The organism is Halomonas sp. AOP7-E1-9 (assembly GCF_052376035.1).
Lineage (GTDB): Bacteria > Pseudomonadota > Gammaproteobacteria > Pseudomonadales > Halomonadaceae > Vreelandella > Vreelandella citrativorans.
On the sequence record NZ_JBQSVC010000021.1, the window covers coordinates 40,667 to 62,669 of the forward strand.

Sequence of the window (22,003 nt, forward strand, 5' to 3'; positions counted from 1 at the left end):
CATGCGAACGGATGCGCTGATACTAAGTGCGGTGTTCGGCTATTTAGGCCTGCTTTTTCTAGTAGCGGCCTGGGGCGACCGCCGGGCGGTGCAAGGCCGTTCGATTATTAACTCACCAACGGTGTATGCGCTTTCCATTGCCGTTTACTGTACGGCATGGACGTTCTACGGCAGTGTCGGGCGCGCGGCGCAGTTTGGCCCAAGTTTTTTACTTATCTATTTAGGGCCAACGCTTGCGATGATGCTATCGCCTTTTATCATCCGCAAAATGGTGCGCATTGCCGCACGCCAACGGCTCACCTCCATTGCTGACTTTATTAGTGCCCGCTATGGCAAAAGTGCCAGTCTTGGCGCGCTAGTGGCGCTCATATCGCTAATTACCATTACGCCGTATATAGCCCTACAGCTAAAGGCCATTACGGTGAGCCATGCGGTACTCATTAGCTACCCACAAAGCGCTGAGTCGATTCTCTATAATGAGCGTTTCTGGATGGACCGCTCCTTGTGGGTTGCTTTGGTACTGGCCGTTTTTATTATTTTATTCGGCACACGCCATCTGGATGCCAGCGAGCGTCATGAAGGCATGGTAGCGGCTATTGCGCTGGAGTCTATTGTCAAACTGGTGGCTTTTCTAGCGGTGGGGATTTTTGTTGTCTTTATCCTGTTTGAGGGGGCAGGTTCGCTGTTTACTCAGGTCGCCCAAACGCCTGCTTTAAGCCAATTAATGCACCTGGAAAGCGTTCCAGGTGGAGCAACCGGCTGGGTAGGCATGTTGGTCCTTGCCTTTCTGGCGTTCCTAACCCTGCCACGTCAGTTCCAGGTGCTGGTGGTTGAAAATATCGATGAGCGCCATCTTGCCAGGGCCAGTTGGCTATTCCCCCTGTATTTACTCCTGATCAACCTATTTGTGATCCCTATTGCACTGGCCGGTTTACTACTCGACGCGGGAGACCCAGACAGCTTTGTGCTGACCCTGCCGCTTTCCGCGGGGCTTGAAGGGCTTCCCCTTCTGGTCTTTATTGGCGGGCTTTCTGCGGCAACGGGCATGGTTATTGTTGAAACCATTGCGCTCTCCACTATGGTCAGCAACCAACTGATCATGCCGCTCTTGCTACGTTTTAAGGCGCTGCATACAGACAGTAAAGGCGGGCTTGCCCGGTGGCTTTTAAGAATACGCCGGGTCGCCATCGTACTTATCTTGCTACTCGGCTATCTCTACCACGCGCTCATCGGCGACTCCTACAGTTTAGTCACCATCGGCCTGGTATCTTTCGTCGGCGCGGCACAGTTCGCACCGGCCCTGCTAATTGGCCTTTATTGGCGTGGCGCCACCCGGCTTGGGGCAGTGTATGGCCTAATCGGTGGATTCTTCATGTGGAGCTACACCCTGCTCCTGCCTGGGTTTGCTCAGTCCGGATGGCTGGATAGCGCACTACTCACCGAAGGCCCTTGGGGTATTAGCTGGCTGACGCCCTATGCGCTTTTTGGGTTGGAAGAATGGGACATTTATACGCACTCCCTTCTCTGGAGCATGTTTGTCAACGCAGGTCTGTTAGTGAGTATTTCACTGTTTACGCGCTCCACCCCGCTTGAACAAACCCAGGCCGCCCTGTTTACCGAGGCGCTGCACCCCAACCTGCCCACCACTTCGCTTCAACGTGGCCAAACAACGCAAGGTGCTCTGCATGAGCTATTGGTGCGCTACTTAGGGCTTAAAGCGGCGCAGCAGGTTTTTTCAACGCACACCCAAACCCTTAGCACATTGCAAAAAGACCAGCCTGCCGCTGATGAACTTATCATGCGCGCAGAACAGGCCTTGGCAGGCTCACTGGGTAATGCGTCAGCGCGCGTATTGATCAACTCGGTGGTTCGCGGTGAAGCACTCGATATTGAGTCATTGCTCAGCATGCTGGACATCACCACGCAAACGCTGGAGTACAACCGTCGTTTAAAACAAAAATCGGATGAGCTGACGCGAATCGGCAAGGATTTACAAAGCGCCAATGATCGACTCCGTGAACTGGACCGTTTAAAGGATGAGTTTGTAGCGATGGTGAGTCATGAGCTGCGCACCCCGCTCACCTCCATTCGCGCATTTGCAGAAATCCTGTCAGGTTCTCAGGCCGTTCCCGAGGAAAAGCGACAGCACTTTTTGCACGTCATGGTACTTGAGAGCCAACGCCTTTCACGGCTGATTGATGAAATTCTGGATCTTGCTCGCCTGGAGAGCGGCCGTATGACGTTTGATGCAAAAACGCTGGATCTAGCAGCGCTTACCGACCATAGCCTTGAAGCGATTGCGCGACTACAAGAGCAACGTAATGTCCACCTTGAAATCACTATTTTAGAACGACCCGCCAACGTTATTGGCGACCCGGACCGGCTGGAGCAAATTATTATCAATCTGCTGGATAACGCGAGCAAATTTGCCGACCCGGCAGACCCACACGTCTTGCTGCGCTTGTATAAACAGAATCAACACGTTTATTTATGCGTCGAAGATAATGGCGCAGGCATTGAGCCAAGCGCACGTGAACATGTATTCGAGAAATTCCACCAGCTACAGCCGGGCGATACGTCCACCGGTGGTCGCCCTAAAGGCAGTGGTTTAGGCTTACCTATCAGCCGGGCAATTGCTGTTCACATGGGTGGCAGGCTTTGGGTAGAGGATGCCCAAGTACTCAAGGGCGCCTGCTTTGTATTGACACTACCAGAAGCAGAGCCTAACAAAGGCACGCCTGCGCCTTAGGCGCTTGGCGTTTGCTGGTTATCCGCCATTGTTGGCTCACTGCCCGCATGACGAGGGTCAGGCTTAAACATTTCATCGCCCACTTCATCAATAAAACGTTGTGCCTTGGTCACCATCATGGCGTCGCAAGCATCGCGACCAGGCAGCATATCGGAACGCTCAAAGCGAAGTTCACGCGGCTCACCATTGCTATCAGCCTTACTAATCCAACCACTGACGCGGTATTGACCGCTTTGTTGATCGGGCTGAGAAACGATCGAATAGCCTTTGTATTCCACCGGTTCCGCGGCATTGGTGACCGCCTTAGTGGCCGACTTACTGTCGCCACCCAACAGTCCTGAAAAGAGCTTTTTAAACATACGGGCTCCTCGCGTTAGAAAAAAGCGGCAGGAAAACCCTGCCGCTTTTGATCGGAATTAGCTCTGCTGACGGCCTTTGCCAGCGGCGATCCGTAAACGTAATGCATTCAGCTTGATAAAGCCTTCCGCGTCTTTCTGGTCGTAAGCACCGGCGTCATCTTCAAACGTTGCGATGGACTCGTCGAACAACGACTGCTCGGACTTACGTCCTACTACGGTGGCGTTACCTTTATAGAGCTTCATGCGCACAACGCCCGAGACGTTTGCCTGCGTCTCATCAATAGCGGCTTGCAGCATGCGGCGCTCGGGGCTCCACCAGTAGCCGTTGTAGATCACTTCTGCGTATTTCGGCATTAGCTGATCTTTGAGGTGGGCTTCTTCACGATCAAGCGTCAGCGATTCAATGGCACGGTGGGCGCGAAGCATGATGGTGCCGCCAGGTGTTTCGTAGCAGCCACGCGACTTCATGCCCACGTAACGGTTCTCTACGATATCCAGACGGCCAATGCCGTTATCGCCACCTACCTTATTGAGCTTCTCAAGCACTTCGTGCGGCTTGTGCGCTTCGCCGTCGATGGCAACGATATCGCCTTTCTCGAACGTCAACTCAACATACGTAGGCTGATCCGGGGCGGCTTCAGGCGATACGCTCCAACGCCACATATCGTCCTCAGCTTCGGCCCACGGATCTTCCAAAATGCCGCCTTCGTAGGAGATATGCAGCAGGTTGGCGTCCATGGAGTACGGCGATTTCTTCTTCTTGCTGGAGAAGTCGACCGGGATATTGTGCTCTTCGCAGTAAGCCATCAGCTTTTCACGAGACGTTAGATCCCACTCGCGCCACGGCGCAATCACTTTAACGCCAGGTTTCAGTGCGTAACCGCCCAGCTCAAAGCGCACCTGGTCGTTACCTTTACCGGTTGCACCGTGAGAGATAGCGTCGGCGCCGGTTTCATTGGCGATTTCGATCAACCGCTTGGCGATTAGCGGGCGTGCAATGGAGGTGCCCAGCAAATACTCGCCTTCATAAACGGTATTGGCACGGAACATGGGGAAGACATAGTCGCGTACAAACTCTTCGCGCAAATCTTCAATGTAAATTTCTTTAACACCTAGTGCCTGTGCCTTCGCGCGTGCCGGCTCGACTTCTTCGCCTTGACCGATGTCGGCAGTAAAGGTCACTACCTCGCAGTTGTAAGTTTCTTGCAACCACTTAACGATTACAGAGGTGTCCAGGCCGCCTGAATATGCCAGCACAACCTTTTTGACATCGGACATTCTTTGCTCCTTGTTTATAAAACTGTTTATAAAACCACGTGTGTGAAACGACGCTCACCAGCGAATACGGCGCCTTTAAGCGCACAACATATCAAAGTAAACGCCAAGTATAGCGTTCTCTATGGCTAGCGAATACCGTCAGCGACGCCTTATACAGAAAGCTGCTAGAATCACACCATCCAGGAGGCGGCTTACCGCCCATTTTTGACGATTACTCGCTGTACTAAGGAGAGCTGCATGAGCGAGGCAATTGCCCGCGAATTAATGGCCCAACGTTTTCGCAGTTATCTGCCGGTTGTCATTGATTTAGAAACGGGCGGCTTCAATGCCCACAGTGATGCCGTGCTTGAAATTGCAGCCGTCACGCTCACCATGGACCCGGAAGGAAATCTGCTGCCTGATGCGACCTACGCTTATCACATTCAACCTTTTGAAGGGGCCAATGTCGAACAGTCAGCGCTGGACTTTACCGGTATCAATCTGGATGACCCACTACGCCGCCAGGTAGCGCTCAGCGAAACAGAAGCGCTGGGTGAAATTTTCCGCCCTATACGCAAATCTATAAAAGCCCACGGATGTTCGCGCGCCATTTTAGTCGGCCATAATGCTGCTTTTGATCAGGGGTTTCTTAACGCTGCCGCTAATCGCTGCAACGTTAAACGCAATCCGTTCCACCCTTTCTCAAGTTTTGACACCGCGACGCTAGCAGGCCTTGTTTACGGCCAAACCGTACTGGCCCGAGCCTGCCGTGCGGCCGGTATCGAATTTGACAATAAAGCAGCACACTCAGCACGCTACGATACCGAACGCACGGCGGAGTTATTCTGCGCCATGGTTAACCGTTATAAAGACCTGGGTGGATGGCGCCTGGCCCAACGAGAGCAGGACATGGACGACGGTGAATAACCCGTTGGCTGGATGCAGTGACGTGGGCTTTACGCTAAACTTCGCCACTTTACATGCACTGTTGATGAAGGCGTTCAACGCTTTCTGTGTGCTTTATTTTTTCGCTTTTCAAAAGATGAGACGTTTCAATGGCTCAGTATAATGCCTTTTACGCCCAGTCAGGCGGCGTTACCGCCGTTATTAACGCCAGCGCCTGCGGCGTTATCGAAGCATGCCGACAAGCTCCCGAACAAATTGGCAAGGTATACGCGGGCCATAACGGCATTATTGGCGCATTAACCGAAGACCTCATTGATGTTACTCAGGAAAGCGACGAAGCGATTGCCGCATTACGCTATACGCCCGGCGGTGCATTCGGTTCTTGCCGCTATAAGCTAAAAGATATAGATACCCATCGCACTCAGTACGAGCGGTTAATTGAGGTATTTAAGGCACATAATATTCGCTACTTCTTCTATAACGGTGGTGGCGACAGTGCCGACACTTGCCTGAAGATCTCTCAACTTTCAGAAAAGCTGGGCTACCCGCTAACCGCTATTCACGTGCCTAAAACCGTGGATAACGACCTGCCGATTACCGATAACAGCCCGGGTTTTGGTAGCGTTGCCAAATATATTGCCACCTCTACTCGTGAAACCTCTCTCGATATCGCCTCCATGTGCGCAACATCTACCAAAGTCTTCGTACTTGAAGTGATGGGGCGCCATGCCGGCTGGATTGCAGCGGCTGGCGGATTAGCCGGTGAAGGCGAAGGTGAACCGCCTCACTTGATTATTTTCCCCGAGATCGCCTTCAACCGTAAAGCCGTCATGGCGCGGGTCGAGGAAAGCGTGAAACAGAACGGCTACTGCGTCATCGTGGTATCAGAAGGCGCTCGTTATGAAGACGGCACCTTCCTGGCCGATGCAGGCAATACCGATGCCTTTGGTCATCGCCAGTTGGGTGGTGTTGCGCCTACGCTTGCCGGCATGATCAAGCAAGACCTGGGCTACAAGTATCACTGGGCCGTCGCTGACTACTTACAGCGTGCAGCTCGCCACCTGGCCTCGAAAACAGACGTTGAACAAGCCTACGCGGTTGGCCGTGAAGCCGTGACGCTCGCGCTGGCAGGCAAGAACTCGATGATGCCCGCGATTCGCCGTATTTCTCAATCACCCTATCAGTGGGATGTCATTTCCGCGCCGTTGGCCCAGATTGCCAACCAGGAAAAGTTCATGCCGCGCGATTTTATCAGCGAAAGCGGCTTTGCGATTACCCAGGCATGCCGTGATTACCTCTCACCGTTGATTCAAGGCGAAGACTTCCCGCCCTTTGAGAACGGCTTGCCCAAAGTGGCTAAGCTGAAACTTGCCAAAGTGGACCAAAAACTCCCCACGTTTACGCTATAAGGTGCCACCCCTTTCGGGGTTGCCAACGGCGGTAACCAAAACGGGCGATGATTATCTCATCGCCCGTTTTTTTAGCTAGCACATCACCTTAATAGCCACGAAAGTACCAATAGCAGCAGCAACACACCGGCGACGCCTTGCCAGAAATGACGACGTGGCTCCTGGCGAGTGTCCTCTTGAACAGGCAAACGGCCTAGCGGAACTCGCAGTGCATGCAGAAACTCTGACTGACGCCTAAAGCGCAGCGCACGCTGTGGGTCCAATGCACGCCGTAAGGCATCATCCAGCTCTTGGGTAATTTCCGGGTTATGAGTTCGCGAGCTGCGATAGCTAAGTTCTTCTAAATCCGTATGACTGCGCAACTTGTTCGGGGTAAGTTGGTAAGGTAGCTCTCCGGTTAACAGCCAGTAGACGGTTGAAGCGAGGGAGTACTGATCGCTGCGACGGCCAATGCTATCTTCCAATGCATACTCAGGTGCGGTGTGTTCGTTAAAACCAATTTGGCGCAACAACTCACCTGAATGCCGGTGACCGTCGACCTCACGCATATGGCACGCGCTAAAATCGTTGAGCATCAGCTTACCGTGGCTATCAATTAAAATATTATCCGGCGTAATCTGCTGATGAATAATGTCGCGGTGGTGCAGCGCCTGCACGGCCTTACCCAGCTGGTTTGCGATATCCAAGCGCTGGACAAGGCTGGCCTGAGGATGCCGCTCGGCCCACTGGCGCAACGTGTCCCCTTCAACATGCTGCATCAAGTAGTAAAGATAGCGGCGTGGTCTTGAGGGCTTTACGACCTTAGCGATAAAAGGCGAATTAACCCGCTCAACGATCCACTGCTGAAGCAGGAAATGCTCCAGATAGGCATTACGGAGCGATAGCTCAGGGCTTGGCGCCTTCATTGCCATTTCACGCTCGGTATGCACGTCTCTTACCCGATAGACACGAGACTGCGCATTACGCGACAGTACTTCTATTACTTCCAACCCATCAAGCCGCTCGCCTGGCGCAAGTTCAGGCGGAATCGGCAAATCACCGTAAATCAGCCCCGGGTCGTCCGGTGACTCTTCCGGCAACTCATCAATACGCACCAATTGAAAGCAAAATTGATCCCCTCCGTAGCCTCGCTCTTGAGCGCGCTGCTTAGCTTCACTGGCCAGGCGTTCGCAAGCGGCATCAAGGTCACTGGCATCCTGGCGAATCAAGCGTACGTAGTCAGAAGGCAACAGCGTACCGCGCACGCCACGCGTGGTGAACAGAAAAATATCGCCCTGTTTAAGGCCCAAATGGGTATAGTCGATGTCCACACTGCCATCCATTCCCAGCGCCCGGGACGGATAGTGGTAGCCGCCAATATCGGTCACATGGTCTCGCGTTAGCTGTTCAAACTCAGCGCCTCGCAAGCGAAACACCAGCGTGTCCCCCATATGAAACAGGTGCGCTTCGCACTTACGAAAGACAACCACCGACATTGAGGAAACAAAGCCACCCTCTTTTACATGCTGGCTTTGGCTGTAACACCAGCTATTGAGTGCACGTAGCACGCGTGTTGCTGACGTTTTAGTGTCCCAATGGTCAGGCGTAGAAAAGTAATCCGCTAAAAAGCCACGCACACTTAAATCACCCGCCTGTTTGGCCAGCGTATTGCGCGACACAGAGTCGCTGATAACGGCGCAGCCCCCTTTGACCTTTAATAGCGGTGCATCAGGGAAACGCACCGACATGGAGCTGCGATGCAAACGTCGGTCAGGCGCAACAAACGCTTGACCATAACTGATCAGCAACTGGGCATGCCCCACTCATCCTCCTTGGCGAACCGCTCAACAGAATTTCATGACAAAACTTCATGACAGAATTTCATGACAAAACTTCATGGTCGCTATAATACACGCAACGGCTTTACTGCGATGCCCACCAAACGTCGCGACCACTGCGATAAAAGCAAATTACCGCTACCATTAAGCGATAGCGTCGGCGCTGCGCCCATGTTGCATTGGCAATCGCCCAGCCATCTTCGTATAATTCCCGACTATTCGTGCAACGCATCAATTGCTTAGCCACTGCAACACCCAAGAACTTCTAAGGACTCAACGATGAACTTCGATAACATCCCAGCTGGAAAGGATTTGCCGAACGATATTTACGTGGCGATCGAGATTCCTGCGAACCACTCGCCTATCAAATACGAAATTGATAAGGATATGGGCGCACTCTTGGTTGATCGTTTTATGGCGACCCCGATGTTCTACCCCGCCAACTACGGCTTTATTCCCCATACGCTGGCTGATGATGGCGATGCACTCGACGCCTTAGTAGTAACACCGCACCCGGTAGCGCCTGGCAGCATTATTCGTGCGCGCCCCATCGGCATCCTGAACATGACCGATGAAGCAGGTGAAGATGCCAAGCTGGTATGCGTACCGCACCCCAAACTCAGCACGCTTTATGATGACGTACAGGAAGTTACCGACCTGCCCGAGCTTCTGCGTCAACAAATCGCCCACTTCTTTGAAAACTACAAAGACCTTGAAAAAGGCAAGTGGGTAAAAGTTGAGTCCTGGGAAGGCGTTGAAGCAGCGCGTAAAGCTATTGAAAAATCAGCGGCCGCTTACCAAAAGGCGTAAGTGAACTAAACGCGCTGTTTTGTCTCTATTAAGAAGGCCGCCAATAGGCGGCCTTCTTATTACACTCACTAGCCATTTTTTATCACTGCGCGCGGATCTTTCACAAGTGCTACCAAGCGCTCGTTCCATATTATGCGCCATGTTAATGCGGGTGCTTTTCAGCCATATCGCCGTTAAGGATGTATCGTGTTATCCGTCAAACGATTAGGTTTATTCTGGCTACTCTGCTGGCTACCGTTATTCGCCCACGCACAATGGTTTTCATCCAGCAGCAACGATCAGTTTCTGCCCGTAATGGAGGCATTTCAGCCTACCGCTTGGCACGATGGCGAAACACTTTATATCGGCATTCAAAGTGCTGAAGGCTATTACCTTTACCGACATCAGTTTGACGTTAAAAGCCAAACGCCTTCTGTGGCACTGGGTAGCCCTGCTCTACCCGAAGGCACCTTTACCAATGACGAATTTATGGGCGATGTCTACACCTTTCGCGACATACTGGTGTTTGAGACACCGCTTGAACACGTTTATTCAGGCCCCATCGACATTGAGCTTACCTTTCAAGGCTGCGCCGATGCCGGGCTTTGCTACCCACCTGAACAGGTACCTCTACAGGCCGCTGAGTCACAGCCGCCTGCTCAATATACCCAATGGTTAGCCGAAAACAGCCACCCATCAACTGGCGTTGCCGCGCCTGCCCAAGCGGCGAGCAGCGCTGAGCCGGAAAACCTCAACACTTCTCGTCAAGCGCTGAACACACCGCAAAGTGCCGACAGCCGCTTTAGCGCCTTACTAAGCGAGGCAAGCCTGCCGCTGGCCTTGGGTCTTTTCTTTATTGCCGGGCTGGGTTTAACATTTACGCCCTGCGTTTTACCCATGATTCCCATTCTTTCCTCGATCATCGTTGGTCAAAATCCAACTAAACCGCGTGCGTTTGTTCTTTCGGCAAGCTATGTGTTGGGCATGGCGACGACCTACGCCGTTGTCGGTGTCTTAATGGGACTCTTTGGGGCAGGCCTAAACTTGCAGGCCCGCCTTCAGTCGGCGCCTGTATTAATAGCGTTTGGGTTACTTTTCACGCTGTTTGCGCTCGCCATGTTTGGCGCCTTCGAGTTACGTTTCTCGTCACGCATGACCCACCGCATCGAGGCGTGGCAAGCTCGGGCGCAACGCAGTGGCCCGGGAGGGCTCGCCTTGGCAGGCGCGCTTTCGGTACTGGTGGTATCGCCCTGCGTTACCGCGCCGCTTGCCGGTGCGTTGGTCTTTATTTCCTCTACCGGCGACGCTGCTATTGGGGGCGCGGTTCTTTTTGCGCTGGGTCTTGGCATGGGGTTGCCGCTGCTACTGGTCGGCACGCTGGGCGTTACCCTACTGCCGCGAACAGGCGCCTGGATGAACGGCGTTAAAACCGGCTTTGGTTTATTGCTGCTGGGTGTGGCCATTTGGATGATCGAGCGTCTTGTAGCCGGGCCTGTAGGACTCTTGCTCTGGGCAGCACTGGCGATAGGCAGCGCGCTGGCGCTGGGCGCGTTACGTCTGAACCCACCGTTAGGTTGGTCGCGTGCGCGACAAACGCTGGGATTGATGCTGCTTGCCTGGGGGGTTGCCCTCGTTTTGGGCGCAGCTCAGGGCAATAATAACCCGCTTCAACCGCTGCACTTTTCCCATAGCGCTACAGCCACTCAAGAAACGGCACTTGATTTTGTAACCGTGGATAGCCTGGATGAACTACGCTCAGCTCTTGCTCAGGCAGACAGTGCCCATCAACCCGCCTTTGTCCACTTCACCGCTGACTGGTGTATTTCATGCAAAGTGATGGAGCGTGAAGTTTATCCAGACCCACGTGTTATTGAGGCGTTGGAAGGCTTCACGCTAATTGCCGTCGATGTCACCGATACGACCCCTGAAAGTAGACAGCTACTTAACCAGTACCAGCTTTTTGGGCCGCCCAGCCTGCTGTTCTTTGATCAAGGCGCAGAAATACGCCCAGCGCGGATCCAAGGGGAGGTCACCGCCAATGCGCTTGCAGAGCATCTTTCATCCTTAAAACAGTGGCTATTAAGCTAAAAGCCTGAACTTTATTTGTACCTTGGGGGCAATTGTTGAGTACCGATAACAGCATGCTCTTCGCTAAACGGTAAAGATAGCCATCAAGGCATACCGCGTTTTATGCCTCGGCTCTGCACTGGACTAGCGCTGGACATGTTCCGCTTTTTTCGGCAAACTCCGCCTCCACATTAGTTAAATGCTCGATTTTTAAGCTGTTAGAGGGGTAACGTTCGCCATCATGCTGCGTTCTCTTCTTTTCTTAACTTGGTTTACTGCGCGCTAAATATTGCGATACTTAAGCGTTATCACTAGCGTGTTAGGCAGCAACCTTCATCTATCTACGGGGCCCAATATGGATATTCGCAAAGTAAAAAAACTGATCGAACTGCTCGAAGAATCCAACATTAGCGAAATTGAAATTCAGGAAGGCGAAGAGTCAGTACGCATCAGCCGTCATCCTAACGGTGCTACCTGGCAGCCCCAGCCAATGCCCCAGTATTCCCAACCTTTTGCAGCGCCTGCACCGGCTCCCGCAGCACCTACAACGCCAAGCGTTGACGCGGAGCCTGCCAGCGCAAGCTTCCGCGGTGAAGCCGTTAACTCTCCGATGGTCGGCACCTTCTACCGCAGCCCGGCACCGGGTGCAAAATCGTTTGTTGAAGTAGGCGACACCGTTAAGCAAGGCGACACGGTATGTATCGTTGAAGCGATGAAAATGATGAATCAGATTGAAGCTGATCGCGACGGCGTGGTTGAAGCCATCCTGGTGGAAGATGGTGAGCCGGTGGAATTTGATCAACCCATGATCGTCCTCGCTTAATCTTTCACATCAACACGGGTGGACTCTCCCATGCTGGACAAGGTACTTATCGCGAACCGCGGCGAGATAGCCCTACGTATTCTACGGGCATGTAAAGAGCTGGGCATCAAAACCGTCGCCGTACACTCCAAGGCTGACCGCGAGCTGATGCACGTACGCTTGGCGGATGAGGCAGTGTGCATTGGCCCGGCCTCTTCGGCCCAGTCGTACTTGAATATTCCCGCGCTGATTAGCGCTGCCGAAGTGACCGACTCAAGCGCCATTCATCCCGGCTATGGCTTTTTGTCTGAAAATGCCAATTTTGCCGAGCAAGTTGAGCGCTCCGGCTTTACCTTTATTGGTCCGCGCGCTGAAACCATTCGCTTAATGGGCGACAAAGTGAGTGCCATTGAAGCCATGAAGAAGGCGGGCGTACCTACCGTACCTGGCTCTGATGGCCCCCTGGGCGATGATGAGGCCGCAAGCCTGGCGGCTGGCGTGCGTATAGGCTATCCCGTTATTATCAAGGCAGCGGCTGGTGGCGGTGGTCGTGGCATGCGGGTCGTGCATTCAGAAGACCAGTTACTGTCCGCCATTAGCATTACCCAAAACGAAGCCCAGGCAGCGTTTGGCGATGGCACGGTTTACATGGAAAAATTCCTTGAGAAACCGCGCCATGTGGAAGTACAAGTTCTGGCCGATGGTCAGGGCAATGCGATCCACCTCTATGACCGCGACTGCTCTTTGCAACGCCGCCATCAAAAAGTACTTGAAGAAGCGCCTGCCCCCGGCCTCGACCCGAAAGCACGTGCCGACGTACTGGAAGCGTGCCGCCAGGCCTGTATTGAAATTAACTACCGCGGCGCCGGTACGTTCGAGTTCCTGTACGAAGATGGCAAGTTCTTCTTTATCGAGATGAACACACGTGTTCAGGTTGAGCATCCGGTAACGGAAATGGTCACCGGCGTGGATATCGTCAAAGAACAGCTGCGTATTGCGTCAGGCTTGCCACTGTCGATTCGCCAGGAAGACGTTAAGCTTAACGGCCACGCGTTTGAATGTCGGATCAACGCGGAAGACTCACGCACGTTCATGCCATCACCAGGCAAAGTGACGCTGTATCACGCCCCAGGCGGCTTGGGCGTGCGCATGGATTCTCACCTGTATACAGGCTATACCGTTCCGCCACACTACGACTCACTGATTGGCAAGCTGATCACCTGGGGCGAGGATCGTGAGATCGCGTTAACGCGCATGCGTAATGCGCTGGATGAGCTGCTGGTCGAAGGTATCAAAACCAATATTGACCTACAGAAAGACCTGGTGCGCGATAGCCAATTCCGCCAGGGCGGTGTCAACATTCACTATCTAGAAAAGAAACTTGCCGGCTAAACGCTCCATGTGCCAAGCAAGCATTTCATAGTGTTGCCGAGTAATACCCAACGGGGTGGCCAAGCCCACCCCGTTATCGATTATGCCTACCGCGGAGACTCCCCATGCCTTGGCTGCAACTCAAAGCCCACGTAGCACCTGAACAGGCTGAACTTCTGGAAGAGCTACTGCTTGAAGAGGGAGCTACCGCCATTGGGCTTCAGGATGCCCATGATGACCCCGTCTTTGAGCCAGAACGCGGCACCACGCCGCTTTGGCAGGACACCATTCTGACCGGCCTGTACGATGACCTGGAGGGCGTGGAAAGCATGCTGGCCCGCATCGAAAGCGCTTGGGCGCAACAAATGCCCGATGAATCCTGCCCCACCATTGAGTATGAGCTGCTGGCCGACCGCGACTGGGAACGCGAGTGGATGGATGACTTCAAACCGCTCCAGATGGGCCAGCGCTTATGGATTGTTCCTAGCTGGCATACGCCGCCTGAAGCAGGCGCAGTCAATCTAATTTTAGACCCAGGCTTAGCCTTCGGCACTGGCACTCATCCCACGACTGCGCTGTGCCTTGAATGGCTTGATCAGTTAGCGGTTGATGGCACACTTGGCGACAAGAACGTGCTGGATATTGGCTGTGGCTCGGGCATTCTCGCCATTGCCGCGCTTAAGCTAGGTGCTCAGCACGCCGATGGCACGGATATTGACCCTCAGGCGCTGCAGGCTAGCCGCGATAACGCCGAACGCAATCATATTGCAGAGCAAAATCTCGCGCTCTATTATCCGGAGCAGTTAACAGGCGGCCCTTACCCGATTGTCACTGCGAATATTTTAGCCGGCCCCCTGGTGGAGTTAGCGCCAACGATTGCGGGACATGTCGCGCCGAAGGGGCTTCTTGCGCTGTCAGGCATTCTTGCCAACCAGGCCCAGGACGTGCTTAAGGCCTACGAAGCAGAAGGCATAATGATGGATGAACCTGTCATTCGTGAAGGCTGGGTGAGACTAACAGGCCATCGACCCGGTTAATCTTCAAAACAGCCTTCATTCCGCTTCCGAGTAGGCGTATCATACGCCCCCCTGAACGCCTACTCGCTTATCCAGCAGCGCAAACTCTATGACATTAGCCACGCAACAATCGACATCTATCGGCCCTTACAGCTTGCCCAATCAGGTCATACTGGCGCCGATGGCAGGCGTGACCGACCGCCCTTTTCGCCAGCTTTGCCGGCGGCTGGGCGCTGGCTGGGTAGTAGGCGAAATGGTCACCTCAGACCCCAGCCTGTGGCATACCCGAAAGTCCCAACTACGGATGGACCATACGGGTGAGCCCGACCCACGGGTCGTGCAAATTGCCGGTGGCGACGCCCAGATGCTTGCTCAGGCGGCACGCCTTAACGTCGAACTGGGCGCTCAGATTATCGATATCAATATGGGCTGCCCGGCAAAGAAGGTCTGCAACAAGGCGGCTGGCTCAGCGCTACTGCGCGATGAGGCCTTGGTAGCCGATATTTTAGATGCGGTGGTCAAGGCGGTGGATGTGCCGGTTACCTTGAAAATCCGTACCGGTTGGTGCGCCGAATCCAACAATGGCGTGAGAATTGCTCGGTTGGCAGAAGATGCAGGCATTCAGGCGCTCGCCGTTCATGGCCGACATCGCGAACAGCGCTATACTGGTTGGGCAGAGTACGACACGATCGCCGATATCAAATCGTGTCTGTCCATCCCAGTGATTGCCAATGGTGATATTACAAGTCCTGAAAAAGCAGCCGATGTCCTACGCTATACCGGCGCGAATGCGGTAATGATTGGACGTGGCGCCCAGGGTAATCCTTGGATTTTCAAGCAAATAACCCATTATCTACAGCATGGCGAGCAGTTGGCTTTGCCAAGCCTGGAGGAGCGTCGTCACGTGCTGGCCGGGCATGTAGCGGCGCTGCACGCCTTTTATGGCGACACGATGGGTGTACGCATTGCGCGCAAGCATATTGGCTGGTATCTCGAAAGTGATCTGCGCTTTTGCGATACAAAGCGCCGCGAGCTAAAACAGCAATTCAATGCGTTGGCATCACCTGAAACACAATTTGATTGGATTAACGACGCCATGGCGTTTGACGCAGACAAGCGTCTATTAGCCAAAGGAACCCATGCTGCATGAACGAACGCGATCTTCTTTCTAGCGAGTTACCCTCGCGACTAGCGGGTACGCTCGCTGACCCAGCGGCAAGCGCCCCGCCGCAGCCGTTAAGAGAGGCCGTGGAGTCTGCCATGCGCCGCTACTTCGAGCATCTCGATGGCAGTCAGGCCACCGACCTGTACGCCATGGTGATGGCCGAAGTAGAAGCGCCGCTGCTGGCCTGCGTGCTGGAGCATACCGAAGGCAACCAGACACGCGCCGCTGATGTACTGGGATTAAACCGCGGTACACTGCGCAAGAAACTCAAGATTTACGGTCTTATCGAAGGTGACGCCCCATAACCATGGGGCGTTGTTGTTTTTATTGTTCCACTCTGCACACGAGCTTATTCATGGTTGATAGTACCGCTACTCCTGTTCGCCGCGCGCTGTTAAGCGTGTCCGATAAAACGGGTATTGTTGAGTTTGCCCGCAGCCTTACCGAGCGCGGCATTGAGCTACTGTCCACGGGCGGCACCTTCCGCTTGTTACAGGAAAATGCCATCCCGGTCACCGAAGTGTCCGAACATACGGGCTTCCCTGAGATCATGGATGGCCGAGTGAAAACGCTGCATCCTAAAATTCACGGCGGTATTCTGGCGCGCCGTGGTCAGGATGACGCGGTAATGGCTGACAACGATATCACCCCGATTGACATGGTCGTGGTTAATCTCTACCCGTTTGCAGCCACCGTTGCCAAACCTGACTGCAGCCTGGAAGACGCCATCGAAAATATCGATATCGGCGGCCCTACGATGGTCCGTGCCTGCGCTAAAAACCACGCGTACACCACTATTGTAGTTAACGCCGACGACTACACGCGCGTGCTTGAAGAACTGGCCGCCAATGATGGCCAGGTGAGCACCGCTACACGCTTTGACCTTGCGGTTAAAGCGTTTGAGCACACCGCGGGCTACGACGGCGCTATTGCCGAGTACTTGGGCCGTAAAGTCAGCGAGAGTGATGCCACCTTCGCGCGTACCTTTAATCTTCAGTTGCATAAAAAGCAGGACATGCGCTACGGCGAAAATCCGCATCAGCAGGCTGCCTTTTACGTTGACCCTACAGCGTCTGAACCCAGTGTTGCGACAGCTACCATGCTGCAAGGCAAACCGCTTTCATTTAACAATGTTGCCGATACCGATGCGGCTTTTGAGTGCGTCAAGGCGTTTGATGAAAGGGCGTGCGTGATTGTTAAACACGCTAACCCCTGTGGCGTTGCCATCGGCGCTACGGCGCTTGAGGCTTATGACAAAGCGTTTGCAACTGACCCTACCAGTGCTTTCGGCGGCATTATTGCCTTCAACACACCGCTTGAAGCCGATACCGCGCGAGCAATTGTTGACCGTCAGTTTGTTGAGGTCATTATTGCACCCGGGGTGAGCGATGAGGCCGTTGCGATTATCGCTGAAAAGAAAAACGTCCGCCTGCTGGATGTCAGCGCTCATGGGCCTGGCAACCTCCAGCCCGCCTTTGATTTCAAGCGGGTTAACGGAGGTTTGCTGGTACAAGAGCGTGACCAGGGCATGGTGACTCGCGACGAGCTTACTGTGGTCAGCGAGCGTGCACCTTCAGAACAGGAACTGCGCGATTTGGCGTTCGCATGGCGCGTTGCCAAATTCGTCAAATCCAATGCCATTGTGTATGCCAAAGCCGGCCAAACCATTGGCGTGGGCGCAGGCCAGATGAGTCGCGTGTACTCCGCTAAAATTGCGGGCATTAAAGCGGCCGACGAAAACCTTTCTGTACCTGGTTCCGTTATGGCGTCTGATGCCTTCTTCCCCTTCCGTGATGGCATTGATGCCGCCGCCGCTGCGGGCATTACCGCCGTTATTCAGCCTGGTGGCTCCATGCGCGACCAGGAAGTGATTGATGCTGCCAACGAAGCGGGCATTGCCATGGTCTTCACCGGAATGCGCCACTTCCGTCACTAAACTGTGCTTTAGCGCTAGCACCATAAAAACCTCGCAAGCACTGCTTGCGAGGTTTTTTTATGAATATAACGCTCAGAATGCCTTAACCGACACTAGCCAAGGTCAATGCATAAATACTTGGTTTCCAAGTACTCCTCCAGCCCCTGATGACCACCTTCACGGCCAAGCCCTGACGCCTTGACACCACCAAACGGCGCCGACGCATTGGAAATAGCCCCGGTATTAATGCCCACCATGCCGTATTCAAGCGCGTCAGCCACGCGCCATACACGAGCAAGATCGCTGGAGTAGAAATAGGACGCCAGCCCATACTGCGTATCATTGGCCATTTCGATAGCGGTCTCTTCGTCGTCGAACGGGAACACCGCCGCTAGCGGGCCAAACGTCTCTTCCTGAGCAACCTTCATGCTGGCATCGGCAAAGCTGATTAACGTAGGCGTGAAGAAGTTACCGCCTAACGGATGCGGATGACCGCCCAGCAGCAACTCAGCACCTTTATCAATAGCGTCCTGAACGTGTTCGCTGACTTTCTTGACCCCATTTTCATCAATGAGCGGGCCAATATTGTTGCCTGGCTGAGCACCATCGCCAACATGCAGCTCACTGTTCATGGCAACCGCGAGCTTTTCGCAAAACGCGTTAATTACACTGGACTGAACTAAAAACCGATTGGTGCAAATGCACGTTTGGCCTGCATTGCGGAACTTGGCTGCCATCGCGCCCTCAACGGCGGCATCAAGGTCAGCATCTTCAAAAACGATAAACGGCGCGTTTCCGCCCAGCTCAAGCGATATTTTTTGCACATGCTGCGCCGCTTTTTCCATCAGCGTCCGGCCTACTTCCGTAGAGCCAGTAAAGGTGATTTTACGCACCTTGGGCGACTGGGTTAGCGCTTCAGCAATGTCAGCGGCGCTGCCTGGCACCACATTAAAGACGCCGCGGGGTATCCCTGCTCGCTCAGCCAAGAGCGCCAGCGCCGTTGCCGAGAAAGGTGTTTGGCTAGCGGGCTTAACGATAATGGTACAACCTGCTGCTAGCGCTGCACCTGCTTTACGCGTGATCATCGCTGCGGGGAAATTCCACGGAGTAATCGCTCCTACAACGCCCACCGGCTGTTTGGTTACCACAATACGCTGGTTGGCTTTTGCTGCAGGAATGGTCTCGCCATATACACGCCGCGCCTCTTCGGCAAACCAGCGCAGAAAGCTGGCGGCGTAAGCAATTTCGCCCTCAGCCTCTTTAACCGGCTTGCCCTGCTCATAGGTCATCAGCAGTGCAAGGTCGTGCTGATGCTCAAGCATTAGGTCATGCCACTTAAGCAACATGTCGGCCCGCTCTTGAGCGGTCAATGCCCGCCAGGCAGGCAAAGCAGCATCAGCCGCCTCAATGGCACGTTCGGTTTCAGCTTTACCTAATCGCGGCATATCCCCCACCGGTTTGCCTGTGGCGGGGTTAATAACGTTAATTTGTTCTCCACTTTCAGCCGCTACCCAACTGCCGTCGATATAGGCAAAGGGGCAATACAGCTGTGTCTCTTTTAGCGCTTCCATGACAGACTCCTGGCCAAAGGATGGCCCTGTGGGCTCATATTTACGCTTTCATGCTAAGACGAAACGGCGTATTTAACCAAGTGTTTGGCAAATATGGTCATCCTGGCCGTGGAGAAATTCGTTTAGTTAATAAGCGTTAGAAATTCCTGGCGCGTCGCGGGGTTGTCACGGAATCCACCCAGCATTACCGATGACGACATGCTCGAATTCTGCTTCTCAACGCCGCGCATCATCATGCATAAATGGCGCGCCTCAACGACAACCGCTACTCCTTTCGCACCGGTTACCTGCTGGACGGCATCGGCAATTTCACGAGTCAGGCTTTCCTGAATCTGCATACGCCGCGCATACATATCAACGATGCGCGCAAATTTGGAAAGCCCTAATACCTTGCCATCAGGTAAGTAGGCAATATGACACTTGCCAATAAACGGCAATAAGTGGTGCTCACACATTGAGTAAAGCTCAATGTTTTTTACTAACACCATTTCATCGGTCTTCGATTCAAACACCGCGCCGTTGATAATCTCTTCCAGCGACTGCTGATAGCCCGCGTTTAAAAACTGCATGGCTTTGGCTGCACGCTTTGGTGTATCCCGCAGCCCTTCGCGGTCCGGATTTTCGCCAAGGGCGGTAATAATTTGGCGATAGTGCTGGGCGATATCGTCGGTCATAGTCATTCTCATTAAAGCGGTGCCCGCTCACTCGCTCGTTATTGCTTTATCAAGTAACCAGCACGCAAGCAAAACAACCTTACAAAACAATGCCCAAGCATACAGAAACCACTAAACGTACCAAAGGCGATTTATGCGCTTATTTTAACGTACCTGGCCACTCGGTGGCAGCGTCGCAACGACTTTTAAGGCGCTCAACGTATAATTTTTACGACAACAGAGGGGTCAAAAGATCTATTAAGCCAACCAAACAGGACGCTCAAGCTGCAAACACTGCTGTTCTAACTGACGGATATGCTGATCCCAGTAGCCGCTATCTGCCATCCATGGAAAAGCACGCGGAAACGCTGGATCGTCCCAGCGCGAAACTAACCAGGCGCTATGCCGAATCAAGCGATAAGCCCTTAGCGGCTCAATGAGCGACATCTGTTCATGAGGAAACGCTAGTGACTCCTCATAGCCTTCACTAATCTCACTTAGCTGCGCCCGCCAGCTATCCGGCTCATCAGTGGGCAGCAACATCCATATATCCTGTATGGCGGGCGCCATCGCACAGTCATCAAAATCGACCAGGGAAAAATGCTCATCTCGACCCAGTACGTTCCCTAAATGACAATCACCGTGGCAACGTATTAACGATGCTGGGTCCAACGCCTTGGGCGCCAACCGATGCTGCAGCTTTTGAATCACCGCGTCATACGCCCGAAGCTGAAACTTGTCGAGCCATTGGCTGCCCACAACGCGCTGTCGTGCCACTTCTATACCGCTTTCCAGCTCCAAACGCGGGCGGTGTTGAAATGCCTTGCGCTGCGATACGTTATGCAGCTGACCTAACACTTCGCCCAGCGCAAAGAGGTGTTCAGGATTATCAAGCTCAGGCGCTTGGCCTGCACACTGGGGGAAAAGAGCAAAGCGAAACGCTGCGTAATGATGCAATGACTGCCCCGCGCTATTACGCCAGGGTGCGACAACCGACACCCCGGCCTCGCTTAATTCCTTTAAAAAATCATGCTCCTCTTGAATCGCAGCATCCGACCAGCGCTCGGGACGGTAAAACTTGATTACCCAGTGACGGGCATCATCATCACGAAACATCAATACACGGTTTTCATAACTGTTGAGCGCAAAAGGCTCGCCTGCGGGCCAAATATCAACCGATTCGGCCGCCGACATAACCGTGTCGGGCGAAAGCGCACTAAAAGGATGTGACATGGATCGCTCCTGCATAACGGGGCGCCTATCTTATCAACTATTGCATGGAAACGTTCTGACGAACGCCCCACTATCGATGCACTGAGCCTTTGCTTTTAGTACACCTTCTTCGGGGAACGCCTGGAGGAAAAGGGCACGAAGATAACAACACATAGCTTTAAACCGTGCAGCCTAGAGAAATTTACATGACAAAAGCAGGCTAATCTGATTTATGTATTTCTATATTTTGTGCCCAACTTAAGACTCGTTTACGATCGCGCCTGCTATTCATACGATGCGTATCCACGTCACAGGGGTTGAGCTGCCGAGCGGGCTCAGCCGAAATATCAAGATGAAAATGGCGTGCGGCGCCAACCGGCATGTCTTCTGAGCCATAGATGGCAATCACCCGAATTTCAAGCTGAGGTTTCTGCTGTTTAATAGTGTCTTCTTTTAAACCCCAGTGCTGAAGGAGCCGCTTCAGGATCCTGTCAAATGATTGAATATGAATGTAATCACCCGAATTAAGCGGGCCCTGGTGGGTACGGAAAGCGGCTTCATGCTCTTCATCGCCCTGCTGTTGGTATTCAACAATATCGAGCTCGTAATCTCTTTCCTGGGCATGTAGCACAGCCACCAGGTGCTGAATATAGATAGCCTCATTGCTCATATTACTTATTAAGCATAAGGCCTCCAGCCCAACGCCCTTGCCCCGGTTAATAATAATTCGCGGACGTCGCTGCCGAACATAGCCGTTATAAAGAAGCTGAGCATAGAAAACCCAAACAAACAGGGTAAGGACGCTGGCAATAGCAGAAATTGCCTGGGCGTGCTCATTGAGCCATCCCATGATTGAGATCCTTCTCAAAGCAATAATGAAATATCAAGCTAGCGCAACCGCGAGCAAAAGTCAGGCGGGCAGGAAGGAGGGTAGCGAAAAATAGA

At 53.4% G+C, this 22,003-nt stretch carries 18 protein-coding genes; 11 read left to right on the top strand and 7 right to left on the bottom strand.

The annotated features are described in order from the left end of the window. The first annotated feature begins 1 nt into the window (after position 1). Entirely contained in the window at positions 2 to 2,749 is a 2,748-nt protein-coding gene (locus ACT3R4_RS12300; protein WP_441679195.1) for an ATP-binding protein, read from the top strand. On the opposite strand, the gene ACT3R4_RS12305 is transcribed toward ACT3R4_RS12300, so the two are convergent. Both ACT3R4_RS12305 and ACT3R4_RS12310 read right to left on the bottom strand, forming a co-directional pair. Then, entirely contained in the window at positions 2,746 to 3,108 is a 363-nt protein-coding gene (locus ACT3R4_RS12305) for an HlyU family transcriptional regulator (protein WP_441679196.1), read from the bottom strand. The genes ACT3R4_RS12300 and ACT3R4_RS12305 overlap by 4 nt on opposite strands. A gap of 57 nt (positions 3,109 to 3,165) precedes the next feature. Continuing rightward, positions 3,166 to 4,386 carry an argininosuccinate synthase gene (locus ACT3R4_RS12310; RefSeq protein ID WP_172116523.1) on the bottom strand — a complete coding sequence of 407 codons (1,221 nt, stop codon included), beginning with the start codon at positions 4,384 to 4,386 and terminating at the stop codon, positions 3,166 to 3,168. Between the two features lie 237 nt (positions 4,387 to 4,623). Here ACT3R4_RS12310 and rnt point away from each other — a divergent pair, with 237 nt between their 5' ends. Together rnt and ACT3R4_RS12320 are read left to right on the top strand one after the other, a co-directional pair. Next, positions 4,624 to 5,292 (top strand): ribonuclease T, encoded by a 669-nt coding sequence (gene rnt / locus ACT3R4_RS12315; protein WP_193054355.1) that lies wholly within the window; start codon positions 4,624 to 4,626, stop codon positions 5,290 to 5,292. Between the two features lie 128 nt (positions 5,293 to 5,420). After that, on the top strand, positions 5,421 to 6,680 hold the full coding sequence (locus tag ACT3R4_RS12320; RefSeq protein WP_441679197.1) for a 6-phosphofructokinase: 1,260 nt from the start codon (positions 5,421 to 5,423) through the stop codon (positions 6,678 to 6,680). Positions 6,681 to 6,763: 83 nt separating this feature from the next. Here the strand turns inward: ACT3R4_RS12320 and ACT3R4_RS12325 are convergent, their stop codons facing one another. Next, positions 6,764 to 8,482: a bifunctional protein-serine/threonine kinase/phosphatase gene (locus ACT3R4_RS12325; RefSeq protein WP_193054357.1), complete on the bottom strand. Its 1,719-nt coding sequence runs from the start codon at positions 8,480 to 8,482 to the stop codon at positions 6,764 to 6,766. Between the two features lie 294 nt (positions 8,483 to 8,776). On the opposite strand from ACT3R4_RS12325, the gene ppa reads away from it, so the two are divergent. The 8 genes from ppa to purH all read left to right on the top strand — a co-directional run bounded on the left by ppa (position 8,777) and on the right by purH (position 17,643). Further along, entirely contained in the window at positions 8,777 to 9,307 is a 531-nt protein-coding gene (ppa, locus tag ACT3R4_RS12330; protein WP_087105558.1) for an inorganic diphosphatase, read from the top strand. Positions 9,308 to 9,493: 186 nt separating this feature from the next. Next, complete coding sequence (gene dsbD / locus ACT3R4_RS12335; RefSeq protein WP_441679198.1) at positions 9,494 to 11,374, top strand: protein-disulfide reductase DsbD; 1,881 nt, start codon at positions 9,494 to 9,496, stop codon at positions 11,372 to 11,374. A 334-nt stretch (positions 11,375 to 11,708) separates the two neighbouring features. Then, a complete protein-coding gene (accB, locus tag ACT3R4_RS12340; RefSeq protein ID WP_441679199.1) occupies positions 11,709 to 12,176 on the top strand; it encodes an acetyl-CoA carboxylase biotin carboxyl carrier protein in 468 nt (155 codons plus the stop codon). Positions 12,177 to 12,206: 30 nt separating this feature from the next. Next, the gene (accC, locus tag ACT3R4_RS12345) at positions 12,207 to 13,547 is read left to right on the top strand and encodes an acetyl-CoA carboxylase biotin carboxylase subunit (protein WP_172116518.1); all 1,341 of its coding nucleotides are present in this window, start codon (positions 12,207 to 12,209) and stop codon (positions 13,545 to 13,547) included. Positions 13,548 to 13,651: 104 nt separating this feature from the next. Further along, on the top strand, positions 13,652 to 14,563 hold the full coding sequence (gene prmA / locus ACT3R4_RS12350; RefSeq protein ID WP_441679200.1) for a 50S ribosomal protein L11 methyltransferase: 912 nt from the start codon (positions 13,652 to 13,654) through the stop codon (positions 14,561 to 14,563). A gap of 88 nt (positions 14,564 to 14,651) precedes the next feature. Then, positions 14,652 to 15,692, top strand: coding sequence for a tRNA dihydrouridine synthase DusB (dusB, locus tag ACT3R4_RS12355; RefSeq protein WP_441679201.1), 1,041 nt, complete (start codon positions 14,652 to 14,654; stop codon positions 15,690 to 15,692). Next, complete coding sequence (fis, locus tag ACT3R4_RS12360) at positions 15,689 to 16,012, top strand: DNA-binding transcriptional regulator Fis (protein ID WP_087105564.1); 324 nt, start codon at positions 15,689 to 15,691, stop codon at positions 16,010 to 16,012. Before dusB ends, fis begins: the two co-directional genes overlap by 4 nt. A 50-nt stretch (positions 16,013 to 16,062) precedes the next feature. Beyond that, positions 16,063 to 17,643, top strand: a complete 1,581-nt coding sequence (gene purH, locus ACT3R4_RS12365) for a bifunctional phosphoribosylaminoimidazolecarboxamide formyltransferase/IMP cyclohydrolase (RefSeq protein ID WP_441679202.1) — start codon at positions 16,063 to 16,065, stop codon at positions 17,641 to 17,643. A gap of 92 nt (positions 17,644 to 17,735) precedes the next feature. Here the strand turns inward: purH and ACT3R4_RS12370 are convergent, their stop codons facing one another. The 4 genes from ACT3R4_RS12370 to ACT3R4_RS12385 form a co-directional block, all read right to left on the bottom strand. Beyond that, complete coding sequence (locus tag ACT3R4_RS12370) at positions 17,736 to 19,193, bottom strand: NAD-dependent succinate-semialdehyde dehydrogenase (protein WP_441679203.1); 1,458 nt, start codon at positions 19,191 to 19,193, stop codon at positions 17,736 to 17,738. A gap of 122 nt (positions 19,194 to 19,315) precedes the next feature. Then, positions 19,316 to 19,867 (bottom strand): GTP cyclohydrolase I FolE, encoded by a 552-nt coding sequence (folE, locus tag ACT3R4_RS12375; RefSeq protein ID WP_193054364.1) that lies wholly within the window; start codon positions 19,865 to 19,867, stop codon positions 19,316 to 19,318. Between the two features lie 237 nt (positions 19,868 to 20,104). Then, positions 20,105 to 21,079 (bottom strand): serine/threonine protein kinase, encoded by a 975-nt coding sequence (locus tag ACT3R4_RS12380; RefSeq protein WP_441679204.1) that lies wholly within the window; start codon positions 21,077 to 21,079, stop codon positions 20,105 to 20,107. 199 nt (positions 21,080 to 21,278) lie between these two features. Further along, the gene (locus ACT3R4_RS12385) at positions 21,279 to 21,908 is read right to left on the bottom strand and encodes a hypothetical protein (RefSeq protein WP_441679205.1); all 630 of its coding nucleotides are present in this window, start codon (positions 21,906 to 21,908) and stop codon (positions 21,279 to 21,281) included. Positions 21,909 to 22,003 lie beyond the last annotated feature (95 nt).

What these genes read in the sequence shown, in the direction of transcription:
- ACT3R4_RS12300 (WP_441679195.1), top strand. Translation starts at nt 2, where the DNA reads ATGCGAACGGATGCGCTGATACTAAGTGCGGTGTTCGGCTATTTAGGC.
- ACT3R4_RS12305 (WP_441679196.1), bottom strand. Translation starts at nt 3,108, where the DNA reads ATGTTTAAAAAGCTCTTTTCAGGACTGTTGGGTGGCGACAGTAAGTCG.
- ACT3R4_RS12310 (WP_172116523.1), bottom strand. Translation starts at nt 4,386, where the DNA reads ATGTCCGATGTCAAAAAGGTTGTGCTGGCATATTCAGGCGGCCTGGAC.
- rnt (WP_193054355.1), top strand. Translation starts at nt 4,624, where the DNA reads ATGAGCGAGGCAATTGCCCGCGAATTAATGGCCCAACGTTTTCGCAGT.
- ACT3R4_RS12320 (WP_441679197.1), top strand. Translation starts at nt 5,421, where the DNA reads ATGGCTCAGTATAATGCCTTTTACGCCCAGTCAGGCGGCGTTACCGCC.
- ppa (WP_087105558.1), top strand. Translation starts at nt 8,777, where the DNA reads ATGAACTTCGATAACATCCCAGCTGGAAAGGATTTGCCGAACGATATT.
- accB (WP_441679199.1), top strand. Translation starts at nt 11,709, where the DNA reads ATGGATATTCGCAAAGTAAAAAAACTGATCGAACTGCTCGAAGAATCC.
- accC (WP_172116518.1), top strand. Translation starts at nt 12,207, where the DNA reads ATGCTGGACAAGGTACTTATCGCGAACCGCGGCGAGATAGCCCTACGT.
- prmA (WP_441679200.1), top strand. Translation starts at nt 13,652, where the DNA reads ATGCCTTGGCTGCAACTCAAAGCCCACGTAGCACCTGAACAGGCTGAA.
- dusB (WP_441679201.1), top strand. Translation starts at nt 14,652, where the DNA reads ATGACATTAGCCACGCAACAATCGACATCTATCGGCCCTTACAGCTTG.
- fis (WP_087105564.1), top strand. Translation starts at nt 15,689, where the DNA reads ATGAACGAACGCGATCTTCTTTCTAGCGAGTTACCCTCGCGACTAGCG.
- purH (WP_441679202.1), top strand. Translation starts at nt 16,063, where the DNA reads ATGGTTGATAGTACCGCTACTCCTGTTCGCCGCGCGCTGTTAAGCGTG.
- ACT3R4_RS12370 (WP_441679203.1), bottom strand. Translation starts at nt 19,193, where the DNA reads ATGGAAGCGCTAAAAGAGACACAGCTGTATTGCCCCTTTGCCTATATC.
- folE (WP_193054364.1), bottom strand. Translation starts at nt 19,867, where the DNA reads ATGACCGACGATATCGCCCAGCACTATCGCCAAATTATTACCGCCCTT.
- ACT3R4_RS12380 (WP_441679204.1), bottom strand. Translation starts at nt 21,079, where the DNA reads ATGTCACATCCTTTTAGTGCGCTTTCGCCCGACACGGTTATGTCGGCG.
- ACT3R4_RS12385 (WP_441679205.1), bottom strand. Translation starts at nt 21,908, where the DNA reads ATGGGATGGCTCAATGAGCACGCCCAGGCAATTTCTGCTATTGCCAGC.